This window comes from Acidovorax sp. SUPP3334, from assembly GCF_030159055.1.
Classification (GTDB): Bacteria; Pseudomonadota; Gammaproteobacteria; order Burkholderiales; family Burkholderiaceae_C; genus Paracidovorax.
On the sequence record NZ_BQXQ01000021.1, the window covers coordinates 52,745 to 78,305 of the forward strand.

The 25,561-nt window shown below is 66.4% G+C and carries 22 protein-coding genes; 12 read left to right on the top strand and 10 right to left on the bottom strand.

Features of this window, described 5'->3' with window-relative positions:
- The first annotated feature begins 10 nt into the window (after positions 1-10).
- The gene (gene rodA, locus AVHM3334_RS13520) at positions 11-1,174 is read left to right on the top strand and encodes a rod shape-determining protein RodA (protein ID WP_284413023.1); all 1,164 of its coding nucleotides are present in this window, start codon (positions 11-13) and stop codon (positions 1,172-1,174) included.
- On the opposite strand, the gene AVHM3334_RS13525 is transcribed toward rodA, so the two are convergent.
- On the bottom strand, positions 1,171-2,532 hold the full coding sequence (locus AVHM3334_RS13525) for an amidase (RefSeq protein WP_502869910.1): 1,362 nt from the start codon (positions 2,530-2,532) through the stop codon (positions 1,171-1,173). The two genes, rodA and AVHM3334_RS13525, sit on opposite strands and share 4 nt — an antisense overlap.
- A 180-nt stretch (positions 2,533-2,712) precedes the next feature.
- Between AVHM3334_RS13525 and tldD the strand changes: the two genes are divergently transcribed.
- From tldD to AVHM3334_RS13545, 4 genes are all read left to right on the top strand, one after another.
- Positions 2,713-4,173, top strand: a complete 1,461-nt coding sequence (gene tldD, locus AVHM3334_RS13530; protein ID WP_284413027.1) for a metalloprotease TldD — start codon at positions 2,713-2,715, stop codon at positions 4,171-4,173.
- Positions 4,174-4,204: 31 nt separating this feature from the next.
- Positions 4,205-4,750: a hypothetical protein gene (locus AVHM3334_RS13535; protein ID WP_284413029.1), complete on the top strand. Its 546-nt coding sequence runs from the start codon at positions 4,205-4,207 to the stop codon at positions 4,748-4,750.
- A gap of 253 nt (positions 4,751-5,003) precedes the next feature.
- The gene (locus AVHM3334_RS13540) at positions 5,004-6,125 is read left to right on the top strand and encodes a 3-deoxy-7-phosphoheptulonate synthase (RefSeq protein WP_284413031.1); all 1,122 of its coding nucleotides are present in this window, start codon (positions 5,004-5,006) and stop codon (positions 6,123-6,125) included.
- A gap of 121 nt (positions 6,126-6,246) precedes the next feature.
- The gene (locus AVHM3334_RS13545; RefSeq protein ID WP_284413032.1) at positions 6,247-6,558 is read left to right on the top strand and encodes a hypothetical protein; all 312 of its coding nucleotides are present in this window, start codon (positions 6,247-6,249) and stop codon (positions 6,556-6,558) included.
- A gap of 114 nt (positions 6,559-6,672) precedes the next feature.
- On the opposite strand, the gene mpl is transcribed toward AVHM3334_RS13545, so the two are convergent.
- Positions 6,673-8,082: a UDP-N-acetylmuramate:L-alanyl-gamma-D-glutamyl-meso-diaminopimelate ligase gene (gene mpl, locus AVHM3334_RS13550; protein ID WP_284413034.1), complete on the bottom strand. Its 1,410-nt coding sequence runs from the start codon at positions 8,080-8,082 to the stop codon at positions 6,673-6,675.
- Between the two features lie 185 nt (positions 8,083-8,267).
- Here mpl and AVHM3334_RS13555 point away from each other — a divergent pair, with 185 nt between their 5' ends.
- The 7 genes from AVHM3334_RS13555 to AVHM3334_RS13585 all read left to right on the top strand — a co-directional run bounded on the left by AVHM3334_RS13555 (position 8,268) and on the right by AVHM3334_RS13585 (position 15,124).
- The gene (locus AVHM3334_RS13555; protein ID WP_284413036.1) at positions 8,268-8,864 is read left to right on the top strand and encodes a hypothetical protein; all 597 of its coding nucleotides are present in this window, start codon (positions 8,268-8,270) and stop codon (positions 8,862-8,864) included.
- Positions 8,861-9,469, top strand: a complete 609-nt coding sequence (locus tag AVHM3334_RS13560) for a TlpA family protein disulfide reductase (protein WP_284413038.1) — start codon at positions 8,861-8,863, stop codon at positions 9,467-9,469. The genes AVHM3334_RS13555 and AVHM3334_RS13560 overlap by 4 nt, the downstream gene beginning before the upstream one ends.
- A gap of 110 nt (positions 9,470-9,579) precedes the next feature.
- The gene (gene accB / locus AVHM3334_RS13565) at positions 9,580-10,026 is read left to right on the top strand and encodes an acetyl-CoA carboxylase biotin carboxyl carrier protein (RefSeq protein WP_284413040.1); all 447 of its coding nucleotides are present in this window, start codon (positions 9,580-9,582) and stop codon (positions 10,024-10,026) included.
- A gap of 179 nt (positions 10,027-10,205) precedes the next feature.
- Positions 10,206-11,555, top strand: coding sequence for an acetyl-CoA carboxylase biotin carboxylase subunit (gene accC, locus AVHM3334_RS13570; RefSeq protein ID WP_284413042.1), 1,350 nt, complete (start codon positions 10,206-10,208; stop codon positions 11,553-11,555).
- Positions 11,556-11,633: 78 nt separating this feature from the next.
- Positions 11,634-12,536, top strand: coding sequence for a 50S ribosomal protein L11 methyltransferase (gene prmA, locus AVHM3334_RS13575; protein ID WP_284413044.1), 903 nt, complete (start codon positions 11,634-11,636; stop codon positions 12,534-12,536).
- Between the two features lie 58 nt (positions 12,537-12,594).
- On the top strand, positions 12,595-14,202 hold the full coding sequence (locus tag AVHM3334_RS13580) for a DUF3426 domain-containing protein (protein WP_284413045.1): 1,608 nt from the start codon (positions 12,595-12,597) through the stop codon (positions 14,200-14,202).
- 25 nt (positions 14,203-14,227) lie between these two features.
- Positions 14,228-15,124, top strand: coding sequence for a carbohydrate kinase family protein (locus AVHM3334_RS13585; RefSeq protein WP_284413046.1), 897 nt, complete (start codon positions 14,228-14,230; stop codon positions 15,122-15,124).
- Between the two features lie 148 nt (positions 15,125-15,272).
- Here the strand turns inward: AVHM3334_RS13585 and AVHM3334_RS13590 are convergent, their stop codons facing one another.
- From AVHM3334_RS13590 to AVHM3334_RS13625, 8 genes are all read right to left on the bottom strand, one after another.
- Entirely contained in the window at positions 15,273-15,830 is a 558-nt protein-coding gene (locus AVHM3334_RS13590; protein ID WP_284413047.1) for a histone, read from the bottom strand.
- A 182-nt stretch (positions 15,831-16,012) separates the two neighbouring features.
- Positions 16,013-17,209: a ribonucleotide-diphosphate reductase subunit beta gene (locus tag AVHM3334_RS13595; protein ID WP_284413049.1), complete on the bottom strand. Its 1,197-nt coding sequence runs from the start codon at positions 17,207-17,209 to the stop codon at positions 16,013-16,015.
- A gap of 137 nt (positions 17,210-17,346) precedes the next feature.
- Positions 17,347-20,289, bottom strand: a complete 2,943-nt coding sequence (locus AVHM3334_RS13600; RefSeq protein WP_284413051.1) for a ribonucleoside-diphosphate reductase subunit alpha — start codon at positions 20,287-20,289, stop codon at positions 17,347-17,349.
- Between the two features lie 374 nt (positions 20,290-20,663).
- Positions 20,664-21,305 (bottom strand): 1,6-anhydro-N-acetylmuramyl-L-alanine amidase AmpD, encoded by a 642-nt coding sequence (gene ampD / locus AVHM3334_RS13605; protein WP_284413053.1) that lies wholly within the window; start codon positions 21,303-21,305, stop codon positions 20,664-20,666.
- Positions 21,289-22,800, bottom strand: coding sequence for a sigma-54-dependent transcriptional regulator (locus tag AVHM3334_RS13610; RefSeq protein ID WP_284413055.1), 1,512 nt, complete (start codon positions 22,798-22,800; stop codon positions 21,289-21,291). The genes ampD and AVHM3334_RS13610 overlap by 17 nt, the downstream gene beginning before the upstream one ends.
- A gap of 17 nt (positions 22,801-22,817) precedes the next feature.
- Entirely contained in the window at positions 22,818-24,524 is a 1,707-nt protein-coding gene (locus AVHM3334_RS13615) for a two-component system sensor histidine kinase NtrB (RefSeq protein WP_284413057.1), read from the bottom strand.
- A gap of 13 nt (positions 24,525-24,537) precedes the next feature.
- Positions 24,538-24,753 (bottom strand): PP0621 family protein, encoded by a 216-nt coding sequence (locus AVHM3334_RS13620; protein WP_284413059.1) that lies wholly within the window; start codon positions 24,751-24,753, stop codon positions 24,538-24,540.
- Positions 24,750-25,547 (bottom strand): cytochrome C assembly family protein, encoded by a 798-nt coding sequence (locus AVHM3334_RS13625; protein ID WP_284413061.1) that lies wholly within the window; start codon positions 25,545-25,547, stop codon positions 24,750-24,752. Before AVHM3334_RS13625 ends, AVHM3334_RS13620 begins: the two co-directional genes overlap by 4 nt.
- Positions 25,548-25,561 lie beyond the last annotated feature (14 nt).

Genomic DNA, 25,561 nt, shown 5'->3' on the forward strand with positions numbered 1-25,561 from the left:
ATCGCGCCCCATGTCCGCCGTTTTCGACAAACCCTCCCTGCTGCAGCGCGTCCTGCCCCTGTTCCGTGGCTTCGACTGGCTGCTCATTCTGGTGCTGCTGATGCTGGCATCGACGGGGTTGGTGGCGATGTATTCCTCGGGCTACGACCACGGCACGCGCTTTTACGACCATGGCCGCAACATGCTGCTGGCCGCCGGCATCCTTTTCGTGGTGGCCCAGGTGCCGCCCCAGCGGCTGATGGCCATGGCCGTGCCGCTTTATACGCTGGGGGTGGCCTTGCTGGTGGCGGTCGCGCTGTTCGGCATCACCAAGAAGGGCGCCCAGCGCTGGATCAACCTGGGGGTGGTGGTGCAGCCCAGCGAATTGCTCAAGATCGCCATGCCGCTCATGCTGGCGTGGTGGTTCCAGCGGCGCGAGGGCCAGTTGCGGCCGCTGGACTTCGTGGTCGCCTGCGCCTTGCTGGCGGTGCCGGTGGGCCTCATCATGAAGCAGCCCGACCTGGGTACCTCGCTGCTCGTGCTCGCGGCCGGGCTGTCGGTGATCTTCTTCGCGGGCCTGCCCTGGAAGCTGGTGCTGCCGCCCATGCTGATCGGGGGCATCTGCATCGCGCTCATCGTGTGGTTCGAGCCGCAGATTTGCGCCGACGGCGTTCGCTGGCCCGTGCTGCACGACTACCAGCAGCAGCGCATCTGCACGCTGCTGGACCCCACGCGCGATCCGCTGGGCAAGGGCTTTCACATCATCCAGGGCATGATCGCCATTGGCTCGGGGGGCTTCTGGGGCAAGGGCTTCATGGCCGGCACGCAGACGCACCTGGAGTTCATTCCCGAGCGCACCACCGATTTCATCTTCGCTGCGTTTTCAGAAGAGTTCGGGCTGGCGGGCAACCTGTTTCTCATCGTCTGCTTCCTGATGCTGGTGTGGCGGGGCCTGGCCATCGCGGTCGGGGCCACCACGCTGTTCTCGCGCCTCATGGCCGGCGCGGTGTCGATGATCTTCTTCACCTATGCCTTCGTGAACATGGGCATGGTAAGCGGCATCCTGCCCGTGGTGGGCGTGCCGCTGCCCTTCGTGAGCTATGGCGGCACCGCCATGGTCACGCTGGGGCTGGCGCTGGGCGTGCTGATGTCCATCGCGCGGGCGCAGCGCATTCCCATGGCGGAACGCAGCTAGCCAGCCGCAAGGCACGCCTCGATCGCACGCCCCACCTGCAGCACGCGCGCATCGGCGCCGTGCACCCCGCCCACCGATAGGCCCACTGGCAATTCGCCGGGGCTCTGGCAGGGCAGCGACAGCGCGCAGCCGTCCAGGAAATTGAGTACCGTCGTGTTGCGCAGCACCAGCCCGTTGGTGGCAAGGAACTTGGCGTCGTCGCTGGCCAGGTCCGCCAGCAGCGGCGCGCGCACCGCCACGGTCGGCATCAGCCAGGCGTCGAAATCGCGCAGGCGCTCCCGGGCGGTGGCCTGCAAGCTCAGCCGGGCATCCTGCAGGTCGATGTAATCGGCGGCCGAGATCGCGGCGCCCCGGCGGGTGCGCTGGGCCACGCGGGGGTCGTAGCGCGCCGCCTGCGTGGGATCGTCCAGGCGGGCGCGGTGCACGTGCCAGGCTTCGGCTGCGATCAACCCGCCCGCTGCGTTCAGCGCGGGCAACCGGTGCAATTCCGCGAAGCCGAAGCGCACGATGCGGGTACCGCCCGCGGCCAGGCGCTGGAGCGCGGTTTCGAAGGCGGCCGCCACCGCCGGCTCGACGCCGTCCATCACGTAATCGTCCGTCACGCCAAGGCGCAGGCCCGCCAGCGGCGCCGCGCGCGTGTCCAGCGTTTCGCCGCTCAGGATGGCATCGACGATGGCGCAGCAATCCACGCTGCGGGCCAGCGGGCCGACCGAATCCAGGCTGCGGGACAAGGGATATGCCCCTTGAAGCGGCACCCGCCGGGCCGTGGGCTTGAACCCCGTCAGCCCGCAAAACGCAGAGGGAATGCGGATCGAGCCGCCCGTGTCGGTGCCCAGCGCCACGGTGGCCATGCCGAGCGCCACGGTAGCGGCGGCGCCGGAGCTGGAGCCTCCGGTGATGCGGCCGCGATCTTGCGGATGGGCGGGCGTGCCGTAGTGCGGATTCAGCCCCAACCCTGAAAACGCGAACTCGCTCATGTTCGTGCGGCCCAGCAATACCGCGCCCGCGGCGCGCAGGCGCGCCACGGCCACGGCATCGGCTGTGGCGGGGGGGCGATCGGCCATCACGGTGGCGCCGGCACGAGTGACCTGGCCGCGCACGTCGAACAGGTCCTTGATCGACACCGGCAGGCCGGCCAGCGCAGAGGGGACGTTTCCGGCAGCACGGGCGGTATCGATGGCGCGGGCGGCCTGCAGCGCCCCCTGGGCGTCGATGTCGCCCACGTACGCATGCCCTGCGGCCGAGCGGTGCGCGTCGATGCGCTCCAGCGCCGCCTCGACCAGTGCCACGCTGGTGGTGGCCCCCCGGGCCAGGGCGTCGGCCTGCTCGCGGACGGTCGGGTGGTGGGTCGTGGCCAGGGCCTTCATTGCGCGATCTCCAGGGGCGTTGGGGGTGATGGGGGGCTTTGGATTGCCAGCAGGAGGTTTTACCCCAGTCGAGCGGCCCTGGCGCCCACGATTGCCGACATGGCCGTGCCGCCGGTCGGGATGCTCGCCAAGCGCCACGCCACCGGGCGACAAGGCTTCTAGAATCTGCCCATGATCTCCCGCGAACCCACCATCGAACGCCTGTCCGTCGCCCGCCGCCTGCTCCTGGAGCCTTTCGGCCTCGACGAAACCCACCTGGCGCGCGCGCTGGCCGACATCCGCGCCCATCAGGTGGACGATGCCGACCTTTACTTTCAATACACGCGCAGCGAGGGCTGGAGCCTGGAGGAGGGCATCGTCAAGACGGGTTCCTTCAGCATCGACCAGGGCGTGGGCGTGCGGGCCGTGAGCGGCGAGAAAACGGCCTTCGCCTATTCCGACGACATCTCCGAAGCGTCTTTGCTCGACGCGGCACGCACCGTGCGCGCCATCTCTGCGGTCTCCCAGGAAAAGCGGGCAAAAATCTCGCTGAAGAAAATCTCCGCCAGCCGATCGCTCTATCCCGGCACCGACCCCATCGCCTCGCTGGACAGCACGGCCAAGGTGGCGCTGCTGGAGAAGGTGGAGCAGCAGGCCCGCGCCAAGGACCCGCGCGTGGCCCAGGTCATGGCCGGCCTGGCCAGCGAATACGACGTGGTGCTGGTAGCGCGCTCCGATGGCACGCTGGCCGCCGATGTGCGGCCGCTGGTGCGCCTGTCGGTCACCGTGATCGCCGAGCAGGCCGGCCGCCGCGAGGTCGGCTCGGCCGGCGGGGGCGGACGCTTCGGGCTGGCTTATTTCGACGATGCGCAAATCACCAAATATGTCGATGAAGCGGTGAACGCCGCCCTCGTCAACCTGGAATCGCGCCCCGCACCTGCCGGAGAAATGACCGTGGTGCTCGGCCCGGGCTGGCCTGGCGTGCTGCTGCACGAGGCCGTGGGCCACGGGCTGGAAGGCGATTTCAACCGCAAGGGCTCGAGTGCGTTCAGCGGCCGCATCGGCCAGCGCGTGGCGGCCAAGGGCGTGACGGTGCTGGACGATGGCACCCTGGCCGACCGCCGCGGCTCGCTCAACGTGGACGACGAAGGGCATGCGAGCCAGCGCAACGTGCTCATCGAAGACGGCATCCTCAAGGGCTACATCCAGGATTCGATGAATGCGCGCCTGTCGGGCGTGGCGCCCACCGGCAACGGGCGGCGCGAAAGCTATGCGCACATCCCCATGCCGCGCATGACCAACACCTACATGCTGGGCGGCGACAAGGACCCGGCGGAGATCGTGGCGAGCATGAAGCGCGGCCTCTACGCCACCAACTTCGGCGGCGGCCAGGTCGACATCACCAGCGGCAAGTTCGTGTTCTCGGCCAGCGAAGCGTACTGGGTCGAAAACGGCAAGATCCTGTACCCGGTGAAGGGCGCCACCATCGTCGGCAGCGGCCCGGAGTCGCTCAAGAAGGTGACGCTGATCGGCAACGACATGGCGCTCGACAGCGGCGTGGGCACATGCGGCAAGGAAGGCCAGAGCGTGCCGGTCGGCGTGGGCCAGCCCACGTTGCGCATCGACGGTCTCACGGTCGGCGGCACGGCCTGACGGCAGGCGGCGGGTCTTCCAGGCGTCCGCCATGCCCGCCCCTCCGTCCAGCCAGCTGCTGAACACCGCCCAGTCGTTCGGTGATGTCAGCCGTTTGCTGCGCGAGGGGGTTGCCGATGAAGAGTCCCGCCAATTCCGCGATGCGCTGACATCGCTCTCCGTGCTCATCGAAGACGCCGCGCAACTTCGCCGCGCTTGCGCGGACCCCTCCGCCATTTTCTGGAGCCTGGAGCACCTGAGGCGCGCGGCGCGTGAGCACCAGTTCTTTCTCACGGGCCTCGGTTCGGCCTGGCATGCGCTGTACGAGCTGGGCGCCTATCAGCAGGCGCTCAAGGACATGCGCGATGCCATCGACCTGTGGCACCAGGCGCTCACCCGGCAGAGCCGCACCGAGCCGGCCTGCTTCGATGCGTTCGAGCGCCTGGCCTGGCGCACGCTGGGCGAGGCATTGCTCGTCATCGACATGTACGAGCAGGGCGGCGCGGCCTTCAGCGAGCCGCCCGCCAAACCCCCTGGCGCTACGCGCCTGCCGATGCTGGCGCGCCTGCGCGGCTGGCTGGCGGGGCGCAGGCGATGAACGCTCGCCGCTCCCTTTGTGGCGACGCAGCAACGCGCCGGGGATGTTGCGGCGCAAAAATCGGTGTTACATTGCCACCGATGCAAGTGCGTAGCGCGTTTTATTTTTGGTTTTACTTCTCTGTCCCTGGCGGATGAGAGGTCGCGCGCAACCACCCGAGCCCTTCTCCTAGAAACCGCCGAAGCTGAAAAGCCCGGCGGTTTTTTGTTTTCCGCTCCCCCTTTTTTCCGATCCACCCCACGAGGACGCAACCATGACGGCCACTGCCAACCCCACCAGCGATGCCTGGTACCGCGACGTCGAGAAGACCAGCCAGACCGACGACGAACGTATCAAGGACATCACCGTGCTGCCTCCCCCGGAACATCTGATCCGCTTTTTCCCCATCCGGGGAACGGCGGTGGAATCCCTGATCACGCGAACGCGGCGTGGCATTCAGGACATCATGGCGGGCCGGGACGACCGGCTGCTGGTGGTGATCGGCCCGTGCTCCATCCACGACCCTGCGGCAGCGCTGGAATACGCGCGGCGCCTGAAGGCCGTGCGCGAGCAGTACGCCGACACGCTGGAAATCGTGATGCGCGTGTACTTTGAAAAGCCCCGCACCACGGTCGGCTGGAAGGGGCTGATCAACGACCCGTACCTGGACGAAAGCTATCGCATCGACGAGGGCCTGCGCATCGCGCGCCAGCTGCTCATCGACATCAACCGCATGGGCGTGCCGGCGGGCAGCGAGTTCCTGGACGTGATCTCGCCCCAGTACATCGGCGACCTCATCAGCTGGGGTGCCATCGGGGCGCGCACTACCGAAAGCCAGGTGCACCGCGAGCTGGCGTCGGGCCTCTCGGCGCCCATCGGCTTCAAGAACGGCACCGACGGCAACATTCGCATCGCGACCGACGCGATCCAGTCCGCCAGTCGCGGGCACCATTTCCTGTCGGTGCACAAGAACGGCCAGGTGGCGATCGTCAGCACCCAGGGCAACCCGGACTGCCACGTGATCCTGCGCGGCGGCAAGGCGCCCAACTACGATGCCGCCAGCGTCGCCGCTGCCTGCCAGAACCTGGAGGCCGCCAAGCTTCCCGCCACCCTGATGGTGGATTGCAGCCACGCCAACAGCAGCAAGCAGCACGAAAAGCAGCGCGACGTGGCGCGCGACATCGGCGCGCAGATCGCCGGGGGCTCGCGCAGTGTGTTCGGCCTGATGATCGAAAGCCACCTGACCGCAGGCGCCCAGAAATTCACGCCAGGCAAGGACCAGCCGGGCGCCCTGGAATACGGCAAGAGCATCACCGATGCTTGCCTGGGCTGGGACGATTCGCTGTCGGCACTGGCCGATCTGTCGGCCGCCGTGGTGGCGCGCCGCGCCCTCTGAAAGACGGACCGGGGCGGCGTTGCCAGCGGTGTAAGCTTTGACCGCCGCCACCGTGCGGCGCCAGCTTGCGCCCCATGCTGTCCGTCTCACTGTCCTGACCTCGATTTAAGGAAAGCAATCCATGCGCAGAGAAGTCTCGATCACCCTGGCGCCGGGCCAGGAATTCCGTTTCGATCTGCAAGGATCGGAGCCGCTGGGCAACGAAGACGCCCGCCGCTGGCTGGACGAGGCGTTCATCAGCCTGGAGTGCGAGCCGCTGCGGGCCAGCGGCAAGGTGCTGCTTGCCGACAAGGTGCTGACGGTGGCGCAGGCCGCTGGCGCTCAGCTGCTGTCCGATCCGCAATGGGGCCGCCAGTTCGCCGAAGCGGCCAGCGCCGCCCTGGCCCGGCCGGTGGTCCGGGTGGATGTGGCCGCCATGGCCGTGACCTACTGAATGAAGCCCGGACGGCACGGCGGCGGCCGGCGATGGGGAATGGCGCCCCTTTCATGCGCTGAAATTCGATGCCGAAAAGGCCTCCGGCGCATATTCCACTAGGGGGTGTTGCTATTATTTAGATAGCAAATCGATGAGCTTGCCGTGAATGCCGCCGAAGCTGCCGTTGCTCATGCAGACGATGTGATCGCCCGGCTGCGCTGCGTGTGCGATCTGCGAAGTCAGCGTGTCGATGTCCGGCGCCGTGACGGCTTTGGCGCCCATGGGTGCCAGCACCTGGGCGGCGTCCCAATCGAGCCCGGCGGTGTGGCAAAACGCCAGGTCGGCCGGCTCCAGGGCCCAGGGCAATTGGGATTTCATCGTGCCGAGCTTCATGGTGTTGCTGCGCGGCTCGAACGCCGCGAGGATTCGCACCCCGGGCCCGACGCGGCGTCGCAGGCCATCCAGCGTGGTGCGCAAGGCGGTGGGGTGGTGGGCGAAATCGTCATACACCGCGATGCCTCGCACGGTGCCGCGCAATTCCATGCGCCGCTTCACGTTCTGGAACCGCCCCAGTGCCCGGCCGGCCTCTGCCGGTGAAACGCCCACATGGTGGGCTGCCGCGATGGCGGCCAGGGCGTTCAACTGGTTGTGCACGCCGGTCAACGCCCATTCCACGCGGGCCACCGCCTGGCCCCGGTGGAGCACATCGAAGGCTTGCGGGTCGCCCTGCGCCGTGAAGTCGCTCACCAGTGCGCCGAAGCTCGTCACCTCGCTCCAGCACCCCGCGTGCAGCACGCGCACCAGGCTTTCCTCCAGCCCGTTGAATACGACGCGGCCCGAGGGCGGCACCGTGCGCACCAGGTGGTGGAACTGCCGCTCGATCGCCGGCAGGTCGTCGAAAATGTCCGCGTGGTCGAATTCCAGGTTGTTCAGCACCGCGGTACGGGGCCGGTAATGGACGAATTTGCTGCGCTTGTCGAAAAACGCGGTGTCGTATTCGTCAGCCTCGATCACGAACACGGGCGCCTCGCCCGCGATGCCCGCGCCTGGCGAAGGCCGGTGCGGCGCGCCCAGCCGGGCCGACACGCCGAAATCCAGTGGCACCCCGCCCACCAGGAAGCCGGGCTGCAGGCCCGCGCATTCCAGAATCCACGCGAGCATCGACGTGGTGGTGGTCTTGCCGTGGGTTCCCGCCACGGCCAGGACGTGCCGGCCCTGCAGCACGTGTTCGGCCAGCCACTGCGGTCCGCTGGCATAGGCTGCGCCTGCGTCGAGGATGGCTTCCATCAAGGGAAATTTCGGCGTGCCATCGGGCAGTCGCGCCCGGCTGACCACGTTGCCGATGACGAACAGATCGGGGGCGAACGCCATCTGGTCGGCGCCATAGTCTTCGATCAGTTCGATGCCCAGTGCGCGGAGCTGGTCGCTCATCGGGGGATACACGCCGGTGTCGCAGCCGGTGACCTTGTGGCCCGCTTCGCGTGCCAGGGCCGCCAGGCCGCCCATGAACGTGCCGCAGATGCCCAGAATGTGAATATGCATGGGCGCAGATTCTAAGGTTGCAGGCCCCTGAGTCCCTCCGTGCTTATCCCCATTGCCTCATCAGCTATGATTTTAATAGCATTTGTCGATTCGGGGCCTCCCATGCCCCTGCCGGGCGCGGGCGCATTCGCGGGCCTGCAAGGGCCATTGCGGCCACAATGCAGCCTTATCCCCGAGCCGCCGCCATGCAAAACGCCCTCGCCACCGAGATCGCCAACGCCGCAGCCCGTCTGGTCGTCGAAGAGGGCCTGGAATGGGGGCCTGCCAAACGCCGGGCCGTTCGCCAGCTGGGCCTGCCGACCCGCACTCCGCTGCCGGACAACGATCTGGTGGAAGACGCGGTGCGTGAATACATCGGCCTGTTCTGCGCCGACACCCAGCCGGACGAGCTGCGTGCCTTGCGCCAACTGGCGCTCGTCTGGATGGAGCGCATGGAGCCGTTTCGTCCCCACCTGGGTGGCGCGGTCTGGCATGGCACGGCGACCCGGCTGTCCGATATCTATTTGCAGTTGTTCTGCGACGACTGCAAGTCTGCCGAGATCGCCCTGATCGATCACCACGTGGACTATGAGCCGCGTACCGTCACCGGTTTCCATGGGGAGTCGGTGGAAGCCTTGAGCGTGTCCAGCCATTCGCGGCCTTTGGGCGAGATGATTGGCGTGCACCTGTTGATCTATGACCTGGACAACCTGCGCGGCGCGCTCCGCCCTGATGCGCGTGGCCGCACGCCGCGCGGCGATGCGCGCGCCGTGCGCAAGCTATTGGAGAACACCCCCGAATGAGTCTGTCGCCGCCCTCCGATCCGGGCACTTCCTTTTCCGCCGATGCCAGTTCGCCCAACCGCGTCCAAGGTGCCGCATCGGCCTCGCGCCGCAGTCTGCTCTACGGCGGGGTGGCTGCTGCCGCCGCGCTGGGCGGTGCGGGTCTGGCATGGTGGCGGTTTCAGCCGCATGCCGTGATGACGGGAGCCGAGGCCGCGCTGTGGGCCGAACGTTTCGACGCACCCGCAGGTGGTGAGCCCGTGGCGATGGAACGTTTTCGCGGCAAGCCGCTGCTGGTGAACTTCTGGGCGACCTGGTGCCCGCCGTGCGTAGAGGAATTGCCGCTTTTGAATGCCTTCTACCGCGAAAACGCAGCAAAAGGCTGGCAGGTGGTGGGCTTGGCCATCGACCAGCCTTCGTCGGTGCGCAAATTTCTGGATCGCCTTCCCTTGGACTTTCCCATCGGCCTGGCAGGGTTGTCCGGCACCGAGCTGGGCCGTTCGCTGGGCAATCTCACAGGAGGATTGCCATTTAGCGTGCTGATGGGCGCAGATGGAACCGTGCTCCACCGTAAAATGGGGCAGGTGACCCCGCAAGATATCCAGCAGTGGGTCTTGCTGGGTTAGAGCGCCCTGGGATGCACTGGGGAGTTCAATGTATTTGCAACCAAATGCCGGTCGTAGGTCGAATTTAGGGTAAATTCGCGCCCTATTTTGTTTTTGGCGTTGGAGTTCCCATGGATTTGCGAAAACTCAAGACCTTGATCGACCTCGTGTCAGAGTCGAATGTGTCAGAACTCGAGATCACCGAGGCAGAAGGCAAGGTCCGCATCGTCAAGAGCGGCGGTGCGGTCGTCCAGCAATATATGGCGGCCCCCGCCCAGGCCGCAGCGCCTGCCGCCGCAGCCGCCGCCCCTGTGGCCGAACTGCCGGCCCCCGCCGCCCCGACCGGCCACATCGTCAAGTCGCCCATGGTGGGCACGTTCTACCGTGCGTCCAGCCCGGGCGCCAAGTCGTTCGTCGAGGTGGGCAGCCAGGTCAAGGAAGGCGAGACCATCTGCATCATCGAGGCCATGAAGATCCTCAACGAAATCGAAGCCGACAAGTCCGGCACCGTCACCCGCATCCTGGGTGAAAACGGCCAGGCCGTCGAATACGGGCAGCCTCTGTTCGTGATCGAATAAATTGCGCATGCCCCTTCCGGTCCTTGTCGCGCGCACCGGCCTTGTCGCCGGTCGCCAGGGAAAGTCCATGTTTCAGAAAATCATCGTCGCCGGCTCCGGCGTCCTTGCCGCAGGCAAGGCGCGCCAGCCCACCGCACTCGCGTGCGCAGCGCACGGGTGATCGAGCCGCGAAGAAGCCTATGTTTAAGAAAATCCTCGTTGCCAATCGCGGCGAAATCGCATTGCGCATCCAGCGCGCCTGCCGTGAGCTGGGCGTCAAGGCCGTCATGGTGTATTCCGAGGCCGACCGCGACGCCAAATATGTGAAGCTGGCCGAAGAAGCGGTCTGCATCGGGCCCGCGCCCTCGCCGCTGTCCTATCTCAACATGCCCGCGATCATCTCGGCGGCCGAAGTGACCGATGCCGAAGCCATCCACCCCGGCTACGGCTTTCTGTCCGAGAACGCCGATTTCGCCGAGCGCGTGGAAAAGAGCGGGTTCCAGTTCATCGGCCCGACGCCCGAGTCGATCCGCACCATGGGAGACAAGGTCTCGGCCAAGCAGGCCATGATCCGCGCAGGCGTGCCCTGCGTGCCGGGCTCCGAAGGCGAACTGCCGGACGATCCGGTCCAGATCCGTCGCATCGGCAAGGCGGTCGGCTACCCCGTGATCATCAAGGCCGCCGGCGGCGGTGGCGGCCGGGGCATGCGCGTGGTGCACACCGAGGCGGCACTCATCAACGCCGTTCAGATGACCAAGGCCGAGGCCGGTGCGGCGTTCGGCAATCCGGCCGTTTACATGGAGAAGTTTCTCCAGAACCCGCGCCATATCGAAATCCAGATCCTGGCGGACAAGCACCGCAACGCGGTCTACCTGGGCGAGCGCGACTGCTCGATGCAGCGCCGCCATCAGAAGGTGATCGAAGAGGCGCCGGCGCCCGGCATTCCCCGCAAGCTGATCGAGAAGATCGGCGAGCGCTGCGTGGCTGCGTGCAAGAAGATCGGCTACCGCGGCGCGGGCACGTTCGAGTTCCTGTATGAAAACGGCGAGTTCTACTTCATCGAAATGAACACGCGCGTTCAGGTGGAGCACCCGGTGACCGAATGGATCACGGGCGTGGACATCGTGAAGACGCAGATCATGGTCGCCGCAGGCGAGAAGCTGCCGTTCACGCAGCGCCAGATCGAGATCCGCGGGCACGCCATCGAGTGCCGCGTGAACGCGGAAGACCCGTACAAGTTCATTCCCTCGCCGGGCCGCATCACCATGTGGCATGCGCCGGGCGGCCCGGGCGTGCGTGTGGACTCGCATGCCTATTCGAACTACTACGTGCCACCGAACTACGACTCGATGATCGGCAAGATCATCGTGCATGGCGATACGCGTGAGCAGGCCCTGGCGCGCATGCGCACGGCGCTGTCCGAAACGGTCATCGAGGGCATCAACACCAACGTGCCGCTGCACCGCGAGCTGATGGTGGACGCCAAGTTCGTGGCCGGCGGCACCAACATCCATTACCTGGAAGAGTGGCTCTCGCAGCACAAGCGCTGAGCTTGCCGCGCGTGGTGGTTTTGCATGCTGGCACCTGGCAACGGGTGCCAGCATTTTCGTTTTCTCCCGGAGGTCCCCATGTTTGAGCTGAGCCTGATGTGCCCAGAAGACCGGGTCGAGTCTTTGAGCGACGCGCTCGATGCGCTGCAGGCGCTGAGCGTCTCCGTCGAAGACGCCGACGCGCAGACCGATGCCGAGCAGGCCCTGTTCGGCGAGCCCGGCATGCCGCCCCCGAAGGACGGCTGGCAGCGCAGCCGTGTGGTGGCGTTGTTCCAGAGCGAGACCGAGGCCCAGGAAGCAAGCGCCCTGCTGGAAGTGCAGGATTTTTTCGAAGGCTGCCGCGTGCTGGGGATCACGGCCTTGGAGGATCAGGACTGGGTGCGGCTCACGCAGTCGCAGTTCGCGCCGGTGGACATCACGCCGGATTTCTGGATCGTGCCCACCTGGCATGAACTGCCGGCCGAAGCCAAGCGCAGCATCCGGCTTGATCCGGGACTGGCCTTCGGCACGGGCACCCACCCGACCACGCGGATGTGCCTGCGCTGGATCGCGGCGCAGGGTGCCCTGCACGCAAGCGCTGCCAACCCCCTGGGGCGCGTGCTCGACTATGGCTGCGGCTCCGGCATCCTGGCGATCGGCGCCGCCAAGTTCGGCGCCACGGACATCGACGCCGTGGACATCGACCCAGCCGCCGTCAAGTCCACCCGCTTGAACGCCGAGGCCAACGGCGTCGCGCTGAAAGCGGGCCTGCCCGATCAGGCCGGCGGCACCTACCAGACCGTGCTGGCCAACATCCTCGCGACACCGCTCAAGGTGCTGGCGCCGCTGTTGTGCGCGCATGTCGCGGCGGGCGGGCATCTGGTGCTGGCCGGCATCCTGGAGCGCCAGGCCGATGAACTGAAAGAAGCCTATGCGCCGTGGCTTTCCCTGCAGGTCGCCGACACGCAAGAGGGATGGATCCTGATGGTGGCTGCGCGTTGACGGGCGAGGCCATGCGGGCCTGCGGGCCGGCGTGGCGCACCCCTACAATTCCGAGCCGATGAGCCAGATCACACGCTGCCCCGCCTGCGGTACGACCTTCAAGGTCGTCGCGGACCAGTTGCGCATCTCCGATGGATGGGTGCGTTGCGGGCAGTGCAAGGAGGTCTTCGACGCCGCTGCCCACCTGGTGCGCACGTCCTCGCACGACTTGCTGCCCGAAATGGCGATTCCCGACAGCCCGCGCCCCGCAGCGCGGCTTCCTGCGGTCGCCGAGCGGGCGTGGGGTGGCGGCAGCACCGCCATGCCACCAGCGCAGCCGGCATCTTCGCCACCCAACGCGCCAGCGGCATCGCCGTTGCCATTCGTGCCCGGGTCAGCGCCAGAGTTTTCGGCACAACCCTCCCTGCCAGCGGCGTTGGACGACACGCTGCCGGCCCCGCTGGGCTTGCCCGAGCCGCCCGCCGTGCCCAGCTTCCTGACCGCGCGGCTGCCTGCGTCACCTTCGATGGAGCCGCCGTCCGATTGGAGCCTGGAGCCGGCATCGCCGCTGGGCTGGCGTGTCCGTCCTGCCGTGCCGAACACGGCCCGCGACACGGTCAAGCCAGAGCCCGCAGTGCCAGGCCCTTCCGGGGGCTGGGAACTGCCCGGATCGGCGCCTGACGACGAATCCGCTTTTGATGGTGCGGCAGAGACGCCTGCCGCCGATGCGAGGGATGGTGCACGGGCGGCCTCGGGCACGTTGCCGTCCGAGTCCCAAGCGCTGTCGGGCTACGAACTTCCGTTCGCCGAACTGCGCGATTCCGAATGGCCGGACGATCTGGACGGCGAGCCGGCGCCGGAACACAAGGATGAACTGCCACAAGGCAAGCCGCACGGCAGCGCGAGGCAGGAAGCGACCGACGATGCGATCGCCAAAGCGGTAGCGATGGACATGGCTTTGGAAGCCATCGATGCCGATACCGATCCGGTGGCCATTGCCACCCAGGCGGGTGGCGGAATGGAGGGGCTCGCCCCAATCCTCACCGAACCCCTGGCGACGTCAGCGGCCGCCACGGCCGATGCGCGGCATGCGCCCCGCCGGGCGCATCTGCCATATGGCTCCGATGAAGACGACGACGATGGGCAAGAGGCCGCCCCGTCCGCCACGCAGGACGAGCCGGGCTTCGTGCGCGCCGCGCGCCGCAAGGCCTTCTGGCGCAAGCCCGTGGTGCGGGTGGGCATGGCGCTGCTGCTGCTGGTGCTGCTCGCAGGGCTGTCGCTCCAGATGGCCATGCAGGAGCGCGACCGGCTGGCGTCGCAATACCCTGGCATGCGGCCAGTGCTTCAGGCGTTGTGCGTGCCGCTGCAGTGCGCCATCGGTGCGCCGCGCCGCATCACGGAGGTCGTGATCGACAGCTCGTCGTTCAACAAGGCCCGGGGCGACTCGTACCAGTTGGCCCTGTCCATCAAAAGCCGCGCCGACTTCGCGCTGGCCATGCCTTCGGTGGAGTTGACGCTGACCGACGCGCAGGACCGGCCCGTGCTGCGCCGCGTGCTGCGCCCGCAGGAGCTGGGCGCGCCGGGAGAAATCGCACCCGGCGGCGAGTGGAGCGGCACCTTGCCCGTGTCGGTGGTGACGGGCGGCGCGCGCGTGTCCGGCTACCGTGTTCTTGCGTTCTATCCCTGATTGTTCTCTCTTAACTGGACCTGTTATGGCTGCCCTGATTTGCGGTTCCCTGGCGTTCGACACCATCATGACTTTCGAGGGCCGCTTTGCCGAGCAGATATTGCCCGACCAGTTGCACATCCTGAACGTCTCGTTCCTGGTGCCCTCGCTGCGCCGCGATTTCGGCGGTTGCGCGGGCAATATCGCGTACAGCCTCAAGCTGCTGGGCGGCGATCCCGTGCCCATGGCCATGCTGGGCAGCGATGGCGCCAGCTATCTGGAACGCCTGGGCTCCCTGGCGATCGATACCCGGCACGTGGGTCAGGTGGATGACCTGTACACCGCGCAGGCCATGATCATGACGGACCGCGACAACAACCAGATCACGGCCTTCCACCCCGGCGCCATGATGCAGGCCCACCGCACGCGCATTACGGCCGAGTCCGACGTGCGCCTGGCCATCATCGCGCCCGACGGACGCGATGCGATGCTGCAGCACGCTGCGCAACTGACGGAGGCCGGCGTTCCTTTTGTGTTCGATCCCGGCCAGGGCCTGCCCATGTTCAACGGAGAAGAGCTGGCCCATTTCATCGAGCAGGCCACGTGGATCACCGTGAACGACTACGAAGGCCGGATGCTGTGCGAGCGCACTGGTCTGAGCTTGCAGGAGATCTCTCGCAAAGTGCGGGGTCTCGTCGTCACGCTCGGGGCGGAAGGCTGCGACGTTTGGGAGAACGGCGAACGCACGAATGTCCCGGTCTCGGCGCCCGCCGCGGTGGTCGATCCCACCGGCTGCGGCGATGCATGGCGGGGCGCGCTGCTGTTCGGCCTGGAAAAGGATTGGTCCCTGGTGCGCTGCGCGGAACTGGGCAACCGCATGGGAGCGCTGAAGATCGCGCAGCGCGGTCCGCAGAACTACGTGCTCGACTTTCAGCCGGAATGACCCCATCGGAATAGACAGGCGGGCGAATAACTTTTCGCTTTGCCTGCCAGGCTGCCAACCCGTTTTGTGATGCACATGGCAGGCATGCGGGCATAAAAAAACCCGGTGCAGGGCACCGGGTTGGCGGGACTTCTCCAGCGGCTCTGCCTTACGGCTTGCCACCCGTGGGGAAGGGCCAGGCGGCCTGGGGGTTCAGCGTGGTCTGCGCAGCAGGCGCAGGTGCAGGGACCTTGGCCGCTTTCTTGGGCGCAGCGGCCTTCTTGGCTGCCGGAGCTGCGGCAGGCTTCTTGGCTGCAGTCGCTGCAGTCGTCTTCTTGGCCGAAGCCGCAACCTTCTTGGTCGCGGTCGCGGGCTTTGCGCTGGCCTTCTTGGCCGGTGCTGCAGCCTTTTTCGCAGGAGCGGCGGCCTTCTTGGCTGGAGCAGCAGCCTTCTTGGCCGGTGCTGCCTTCTTCGCAGCCGTTACCTTCTTGGCGGGGGCGGCGGCCTTCTTGGCGGGCGCTGCCTTCTTCGCTGGAGCAGCAGCCTTCTTGGCCGGTGCTGCCTTCTTCGCAGCCGTTACCTTCTTGGCGGGGGCGGCGGCCTTCTTGGCGGGCGCTGCCTTCTTCGCCGGTGCGGCGGCCTTCTTCGCTACCACGGCCTTCTTGGCGGGGGCGGCTTTCTTCGCGGGTGCTGCCTTCTTGGCGGCGGTCTTTTTCGCAGTTGCCATCATTTTCTCCTTGGGTCAATTTGCAAAGAGCACTCCACGCCTGCATTGGACATGGAGCGATCCATGGGGATGGGGGAAATCCCACCGCCATGAACACGGGAACGCCCCGCACGGCAGGGCTTCGCAGCGCTGTCGGTCTGGGGCGTGGAATGAAAATGCATGGCCTGGAATGTGTCGGGGGGCTAATCCCAGGACAGTGCACCGCCGGACTGGTACTCGATGACGCGGGTCTCGAAGAAGTTGCGCTCCTTCTTGAGGTCGATCATTTCGCTCATCCAGGGGAAGGGGTTTTCTTCGTTGGGGAACAGCGCTTCCAGGCCGATCTGCGTGGCACGGCGGTTGGCGATGTAGCGCAGGTAGCCCTTGAACATGGACGCGTTCATGCCCAGCACGCCGCGCGGCATGGTGTCTTCGGCGTATTGGTATTCAAGCTCGACGGCCTTCATGAATAGGCCGTTGATCTCTTCCTTGAACTCCGCGGTCCACAGGTGTGGGTTCTCCAGCTTGAGCTGGTTGATCAGGTCGATGCCGAAGTTGCAGTGCATCGATTCGTCGCGAAGGATGTACTGGTATTGCTCGGCCGCACCGGTCATCTTGTTCTGCCGGCCCAGCGCCAGGATCTGCGTGAAGCCGACGTAGAAGAATAGGCCTTCCATCAGGCAGGCGAAGACGATCAGCGACTTGAGCAGCGTCTGGTCGGTCTCGGGCGTGCCGGTCTTGAAGTTGGGGTCCATGATCGCCTCGATGAAGGGGATCAGGAACTCGTCCTTGTTGCGGATGGAAGCGACTTCGTTGTAGGCGTTGAAGATTTCGCTTTCATCGAGGCCGAGCGACTCGACGATGTACTGGTAGGCGTGCGTGTGGATCGCTTCCTCGAAAGCCTGACGCAGCAGGAACTGGCGGCATTCGGGCGCAGTGATGTGGCGGTACGTGCCCAGCACGATGTTGTTGGCCGCGAGCGAGTCGGCGGTCACGAAGAAGCCGAGGTTGCGCTTGATGATGCGGCGCTCGTCTTCGGTCAGGCCGTTGGGGTCTTTCCACAACGCGATGTCGCGCGTCATGTTCACCTCTTGCGGCATCCAGTGGTTGGCGCAAGTGGCGAGGTATTTTTCCCAGGCCCATTTGTACTTGAAGGGCACCAGCTGATTGACGTCGGTCTGCCCGTTGATGATGCGCTTGTCGGCGGCATTCACGCGGCGATGCACGGTAGCGGCGGGCTGTGCGGGCGCAGCCGCTGCATCGTTGATGGACAGAGTTTCGGAGGACGTCGCAACTGCCTGCAAAGGCGCGGACGGCGGCTCCGCCGGGCGGTTGTTTTGCAGACCGCCGTCCAAGAGTTTCTGCGATGAGGGCTTGACTTCTTCGTCCCAGGTCAGCATAGGTTTTCCAATGGTCGGATTATGAAAGCAGCGCTGCAAAATTAAAAGCGCTGGAGCGTGATGCAGCCATGTTTTTGTTGCTTCACTGCACATGCGCGGCGCCCTGAACGATCAGGGCGCCGCGCATGGCGTGCGCATCACTGGCAGGCTTCGCAGGTCGGGTCGTCGATGGCGCAGAACTTCACATCGGTCGCAGGCAGCGCAGCGGCTTGCGCCTGCGCTGCAGCCGCTGCGGCTTCGAGCGCGCTGGGCTTGGCTGCGGCGTGTGCGCCACCGCCGTCATTGCCCGATGAAACCGAGTTGAGCTGGCGCGTGTTCACGGTGCTCATCTCGACGTGCGTGGCGCTTTGCGTGCGCAGGTAATACGTGGTCTTGAGACCGCGCACCCATGCGAGCTTGTACGTGTCGTCGAGCTTCTTGCCCGACGCGCCGGCCATGTAGATGTTCAGGCTCTGCGCCTGGTCGATCCACTTCTGGCGGCGCGATGCGGCTTCGACGAGCCACGAGGGTTCCACTTCGAAGGCCGTGGAGTACAGCGCCTTGACGTCTTGCGGCACGCGGTCGATGGAGTGCAGCGAGCCCTTGAAATGCTTGAGGTCCATGACCATCACGTCGTCCCACAGGCCCAGGCGCTTCAGGTCGTGCACCAGGTAGCTGTTGATGACGGTGAACTCGCCCGACAGGTTCGACTTGACCGACAGGTTGCCGAACGATGGCTCGATGGACGCATCGACACCGACGATGTTCGAGATGGTCGCAGTCGGCGCGATGGCCACGCAATTGGAATTGCGCATGCCGTCCTGCGCGATCTTGTTGCGCAGCGCATCCCAGTCGAGCGACGAGGAGCGATCGACTTCCACGAAACCGCCACGGGCCTTTTGCAGCATGTCGAGCGTGTCGAACGGCAGGATGCCACGGTCCCACAGCGAGCCCTTGTAGCTTTCGTACTGGCCGCGTTCGCGCGCCAGTTCGGTCGATGCCCAGTAGGCGTAGTAGCAGATGGCTTCCATCGACTTGTCGGCGAACTCGACGGCGGCTTGCGATGCGTAGGGGATGCGCAGCTCGTACAGGCTGTCCTGGAAAGCCATGATGCCCAGGCCCACGGGGCGGTGGCGCATGTTGGAGGCGCGGGCTTTTTCCACGGCGTAGTAGTTGATGTCGATCACGTTGTCGAGCATGCGCATGGCCGTCGAGATGGTCTTGCGCAGCTTGGTGTGGTCGAGTTCGCGGCCGTTCGGGCCGTCCTTCAGATGGCGCATCAGATTGACAGAGCCGAGGTTGCACACGGCGGTTTCCGTGTCGCTGGTGTTCAGCGTGATCTCGGTGCACAGGTTGGACGAGTGCACGACACCCGCGTGCTGCTGGGGCGAGCGCACGTTGCAGGCGTCCTTGAACGTGATCCAGGGATGGCCGGTTTCGAACAGCATCGTCAGGATCTTGCGCCACAGGTCGGTCGCCTGCAGGGTGCGCGAGGGCTTGATCTCGCCGCGCGCGGCCTTCTGTTCATAGGCCACGTAGGCCTTTTCGAAGTCGGCGCCGAACAGGTCGTGCAGGTCGGGCACGTTGGAGGGCGAGAACAGGGTCCAGGTGCCCTTTTCCATCACGCGGCGCATGAACAGGTCGGGAATCCAGTTGGCCGTGTTCATGTCGTGCGTGCGGCGGCGGTCGTCGCCAGTGTTCTTGCGCAGTTCCAGGAACTCTTCGATGTCCAGGTGCCAGGTTTCGAGGTAGGTGCAGACGGCGCCCTTGCGCTTGCCGCCCTGGTTCACGGCCACGGCCGTGTCGTTCACCACCTTGAGGAACGGCACCACGCCTTGCGATTCGCCATTGGTGCCCTTGATGTGCGAGCCCAGTGCGCGCACGCGCGTCCAGTCGTTGCCCAGGCCACCGGCGAACTTGGAGAGCAGGGCGTTTTCCTTGATCGACTCATAGATGCCGTCCAGGTCGTCCGGCACCGTGGTCAGGTAGCACGAAGACAGTTGCGAACGCAGCGTGCCGCTGTTGAACAGCGTGGGCGTGCTCGACATGAAATCGAACGACGACAGCACTTCGTAGAACTCGATGGCGCGGGCTTCGCGGTTGTCTTCCTTGAGCGCCAGGCCCATGGCCACCCGCATGAAGAATGCCTGCGGCAGTTCGATGCGGCTCTTGCGGACGTGCAGGAAGTAGCGGTCGTACAGGGTCTGCAGGCCCAGGTAGTCGAACTGCTGGTCGCGCTCGAACTTCAGTGCGGCGCAGAGCTTTTGCAGGTCGTACTCGAGCAGGCGGGGGTCCAGCAGGTCGTTGTCCACGCCCTTTTGGATGAACACGGGAAAGTAGTTGGCGTACGCGGCGCTCATCTCGCCGGGGGCCACGTCACGGCCGAGCACCTCGCGCACGATGGTGTGCAGCAGCAGGCGGGCGGTGGCGTAGGTGTAGTCGGGGTCTTTCTCGATCAAGGTGCGGGCGGCCAGGATCGAAGCCTTGTACACCTCGTCCATGGGCACGCCGTCGTACAGGTTGCGCATGGTTTCGGCGACGATCGGCGCGGCCTGGATGTCGGCACCCAGGTCGGAGCAGGCGGCCTGGATGAGGCCCAGCAGGCGTGCTTCGTCGAGGGGCACGCGCTGGCCATGGTCGATCACGTGCAGGGTGGGCACGGCGGGGGCGCTCTGATCGTGCTGGTGGGCGCGCTCCTGCGAGCGGCGCTCGCGGTACAGCACGTAAGCGCGGGCGACCTCGTGGTGCCCACCACGCATCAGGCCGAGTTCGACCTGGTCTTGCACGTCCTCGATGTGGAACGTGCCGCCGCCCGGACGCGACCGCATGAGGGCTCGCACCACGTTCTGGGTCAGCGTGTCCACCACTTCGCGCACGCTGGCCGATGCCGCACCCTGGGTGCCATGCACTGCCAGAAACGCCTTCATCAACGCCACGGCGATCTTCTGCGGCTCGAACGGCACGACGGCGCCGTTGCGGCGAATGATCTGGTAATGCGCCAGGACGTCACTGCCGGGCAGCGCCGCCTGCGATTCGTCCGCGGCCGCGGAGGTCTGGCCGAGGGCATTCGTGGTGGATGAAGGGTTTAGCGCAGCTTGCATGTGAGGAGTCCTTTGGGAGCTGTCGGAAAAGCGGATTCGGCGCAGGAATAGCTGCGCCGAAGCGGAAAAGAGGGTGGGGGTGGAGTGCCGGCCCCGCACGCTATATCTAGGGTGTGAGATGGTACCAAGACACTACCGGTAGTGTACAGCGCCCTTTGTGCGCGTTCCGGAAACATGCTGTTTCCGTCGTTCGGAAGCCTTTTTTCGAGGGCTCCGCAAAGGCTGAAAGAACGGGGTTTTCGAAAGAGAAACGTGGACTGGCGCGGGGCGTCGGGCGTTTCCGTTGCAAGAGCCGCATCAGCGCTGTATCGGTGTCAACGGGCGAGTGTCACGGTTCGGCAGCCAATCCGCTGGCGGGAAGGGTAAACCCTGAATTATGGCGGTGGCTCGGTTGACTTTTGCGGAAACACCGAAGACGGCCATGAAAGCTGGCTTTGCAGGCGCATCCAGTCGAAACCCGGCCCCGGATCCTGCTTTCTTCCCGGCGCAATGTGTTCGTGCCCTGCCACATGGGCGATCGGATAGCGCTGCGGCAAATCGCGGCAGAGCCGGGCCAGCGTGGCGTATTGGGCGGGCTCGAAAGTCTGGCCCTCCAGTCCTTCGAGTTCGATGCCGACCGAGTCGTCGTTGCAGTTGGCGCGGCTGCGGTAGCTCGAAGGGCCCGCATGCCACGCGCGCTGATCGCAATCCACGAACTGCCAGAGCCGCCCGTCACGCTCGATGAAGAAATGGGCCGACACCTGCAGTCCCCGAATGCCTGCGTAGTAGGGATGCGCGTCCCAGTCGAGCGCATTGGTAAATAGCTGATGCACTTGCCGCCCGCCATATACGCCAGGTGGCAGGCTGATCGAGTGCACGACGATGAGATCGATGGATGCGTCCGCAGGCCGTGGGCCGTAGTTGGGCGAAGGTTCGCGCGTGGCATCGCGGTACCAGCCTCCGTCCCAGGCCGTGTCCTCGCGAGCTTCCTGCGCCGCACCTTCGCGCGGGCCTGGCGGCTCACTCGCTGTCGTCATTGGCGTCGCTGTCGTTCGGCGCTGCGATGTCCAGGCGGGCGATTCGGTAGCGAATCTGCCGCAGGCTGATTCCCAGCCGCGCCGCCGTGGCGGTGCGGTTGAAGCCTGTCTCTCGCAGGGCGCGCACCAGAATCTCGCGCTCCTGCTGGTCCAGCCAGGCCTGAAGGTCGCTGGGAAGCGCGACCGAGGCGGCGGGATTGGCATTGCGCTGGTTGCCGGAGGCGTCCGTGCCCGCAGCGGCCGACACGGCCGGTGCTGCCGCTGCCATGTCCGCGCGCGCCGCGTCGAAGGCCGAGGCGTGCGGGGGCTCGACATGCAGTTCCTCTCCGTCGCTCAGGGCCACGGCGCGGTGCAGCAGGTTTTCCAGTTCTCGCACATTGCCGGTCAGCGGGTGCATGGCGATGCGATCGAGCGCGTTCTGGGTGAGCGGCGGCACGGGAGCGCCCGATTCCTGGGCAATGCGCGCCAGCAGCGTCGCGCACAGGGCCGGCAGGTCTTCGCGGCGTTCCCGCAACGGCGGAATGACCACCTCGATGACGTTGAGGCGGTAGTACAGGTCTTGCCGGAACCGCCCGGACTGCACATCGGCCGCCAGGTCGCGGTGGGTGGCGCTGACGATGCGCACGTCCACGGTTTCCTCCGCCGTGGAGCCCAGTGCGCGAACGCTGCGCTCCTGAATGGCGCGCAGCAGCTTGGATTGCATGGCGAGCGGCAGATCGCCGATCTCGTCCAGGAACAGCGTGCCCCCGCGGGCCGCCTGAAAGTAGCCGTCGCGGTCCTGCGTTGCGCCGGTGTAGGAGCCCTTTCGGGCACCGAAGAATTCGGCCTCGAGCAGATTCTCCGGAATGGCGCCGCAGTTCACGGCGACCAACGGGCCATCGGCGCGTTGGCTGCTGGCGTGCAGTGCGCGGGCCACCAGTTCCTTGCCGGTGCCCGACTCGCCGCGAATCAGCACCGGCGCCATGCTGCGCGCCACCTTGGCGATGCGCTGCTTGACGTTGCGCATGGCTTCCGACTCCCCGATGAGCCGGTCCAGCGAGAGCGTCGTGGTCGTGCCCGTGGCCTCGTGCGGTGCCCGAGCTGCCTGGCCGGTGCGGGCCGAGCGTGGCGGCGGAACCCCGCCGGTCCCCTGGATGGCCGAGGCGACGACCGAGCGGAACTGCTTCAGGTCGACGGGCTTGGTGAGGTAGTCGAACGCGCCCGAGCGCAAGGCCTCGACCGCATTTTCGGCCGACCCGTAGGCCGTCATGACCACGCAGCGTTCGCGCCGCTGCTGGTCGCGCAGTTCATGCAGCAGTTCCATGCCGAAGCCGTCCGGCAGGCGCATGTCGGTGATCACCGCGTCGAAGCGCTGGGCCTGCAGTTGCTGGCGTGCCTCCAGCAGGTTGGCCGCCGTCTCGACCCGATAGCCTTCGCGCAGCAGCGTCAGCTCATACAGGGTGCGCAGGTCGGGTTCGTCATCGACGACGAGGATCGTGGCGGCGTTGGCGTTCATGGGCTGGTGCGGGCTGGTCAGACGACGATTGTGTCAAACAGCGTGGCGTTGGGGTCCTGCGGCCGGGCGTTCTTGCGGAAAATGACGGTGAAGGCATTGCCGCCGACGGCACCCCGCGGCAGCGTGCGGGTCAGGCGCTGGTAGCCGATGGCGGCCCCGTGCCGCTGGCACAGCTCGCGGCAGATGTAGAGGCCCAGGCCACTGGAGCGGCTTTCCGACGAAAAGAAGGGCTCGAACAAATGGCGCTCCACGGTCTTGTCCAGGGGGGATCCGTCGCTCCACACTTGCAGCCCGACGGAGCCTTCGGCATTCACATAAGTGGCGACGTAGAGCGAATCGGGCTCCCTGCCCATGTAGCGCAGTGCGTTGTCGAGCAGGTTGACGATCACGCGGCGCAGGTGTTCGGCGTCGAACTCCACGGGCGCGCGGTCCGCTTGCAGGGCCAACTGGGCCCGGCGCTTTCCCGGCTCCTGCGCCTGCCAGTCGGCCCAGACCTGGGCGACCACGTCGCACAGCACGATGGTGGATGCGGGCGCATGGCTGATCTGATGCTGCACCCGGGCGATGTCCAGCACCTCCTCGGCAATGCGTGCCAGCCGCTCGGCGTTCTGCTGCACCATGTGGGCCAGGCGCTTCTGGCCCGGCTCATGCAACTCTTCTTCCAGCAGGGCATTGGCTTGCATGATGGCGGCCAGGGGGTTGCGGATCTCATGGGCCACGGCTGCCGACATGCGGCCCATCGACGCGAGTTTTTCGGTGCGAAGGCGTGCTTCCATTTCGCGCAGGTCGTGCAGGAACATCACGCACAGATGTTCTCCCCCGGTTTCGCGCGCGATCTCCTGCGATGAGGTGAGCCAGGCCCGCACATGCAGTGCCAACGGGCTCTGGCCCGGGTGCAGCACGTCCACATCGGCGCTCTGCGGCTGGCCTTTCAGGAAGGTCTGCCGCGCCATGGCGAGCAGGGGTTTCCAGGGCGACGAATGGCCCATCGAAAACGGCAGCGCATGCCGTGCGTTGGTGCCCAGCAGCCGCAACGCCGCAGGGTTGGCGATGCGCACGGTGTCCCGCTGGTCCAGCACCAGCACGCCGTCCGACAGGTTGTGGATGACCAGGGCGCTCACCTGCTCCTGTACCTTGGCGGCCATCTGGCTGGCCTGCGCCAGCTGCTGCTCGCGGTTCAGGCGGGAGGCGAGCTGATGCACCAGATAGGCGACGATGAAGTAGCCCGTGCCGGTGAGCGCCGTCTGGAAATAGCGCTGCGTGGCGTCGGAGCCGCCGATGCCGCCGAGCCACCATGCCCATGCCAGCAGCAGCAGCGTCACGGCCGCGGTCGTGCCCAGGGCCAGGGTCAGCGTGCCCAGCACGCCGGCCATCAGGATGGGCAGGCCGAACAGCGGGGTGAAGTTCATCGAGCCCACATGCAGTACCTGCAGCGTGCTGATCAAGGCCAGGTCCACGCCGATCGAGCACAGCCACTGCAGCCAGGAATGCGGGCCGGGCGGCGACTGGCCGGCCAGCACCAGCAGCAGCACGGTGGCCACCAGGTAGCCGGCGCAGATTCCCAGCAGGAGCGGCTCGTACGACTGGTTCAGCGCCACGCCCAGGCCCTGCAGCAGCAGCAAGGCCGCCGCCACCATGATGCGGCCCGACAGGAAGCTGCCCCACAGCCGGGTGAACGGCGCGTCGGCGGACCGAAGAACGCTGGCGCGCTTCAGGGCTGGCATGGGTGCCGGCTTATCACGCAGGCCCTTGGCGCTGGTGCTCGGGGCTGCAGTAGCTCGGGCCCCCGTCGCTCAGCGCCTCGGACCGGGGAATGTGCACACCGCACCGGGCGCAGGACACCATTGCCTGTGGCAGGGCCGGGCGCGTTGCCGCAGGCGGAGGCACGGCCCGGCGGCTGCGCCACACGCCGAAGGCGATGACCAGCACCACCAGCAGGACGAGGTACTTCATGCCGTGCGCCCCAGTACCACTTCGAGCACGAAGCGCGAGCCCACGTAAGCCAGCAGCAGCAGTCCCGCGCCGGCATACAGCACGCGCACCGCGCTGCGCCCGCGCCAGCCGAAACGCGCCCGGCCGATCAGCAGCACCGCGAAGGTCAACCATGACAAGACCGAGAAGACCGTCTTGTGCTCCCAATTCCAGGCCCGGCCGTACAGCGTTTCGCCGAACAGCCAGCCAGCGACGAGCGTGGCGGTCAGCAGTACGAAGCCGGCCATCACGAAGCGGAACGTGAGCCGCTCCAGGGTCAGCAGGGGAATGCCGCTGTGCGGGTCCGCCGCCCGGCGGATCTTGCGCTCGGCGCGCGTCATGAGCCAGGCGTGCACCACGGCCGCGGCGAACAATCCATAGGAAGCGATGCCCAGCGCCAGGTGCAGCGGCAGCCAGGCCGACGCGTTCACGTGCAAAGGCTGGCCCGGAAACAGCAGCGCCAGCAGCACCGCGACGGCGCCCAGGGTGGCCAGCGCCCATCGGGCCTGGAGTTCGGGAAACATCTGCCGCTCCACGGCATACACGGTGAGAACGAGCCAGGCCGTCATGGAGAGGGCGGGGGCAAAACCGAAGTGCGGCGTGTTTCCGAGCAGGCCCCAGGCCAGCACGGCGGCGTGCAGAACCCAGGCGACCCAGAGCGCGGTGCGGCCGCTCTGGGCGCCGAATCGTGCGGCGGCTGCGGCGGGGGCCGCATAAGCCACGGCCGCGGACAAGGCCAGCAGCCAGCTGACGGGAGACGCACTGGGTAAAATCATGGTCTCACAGTTTA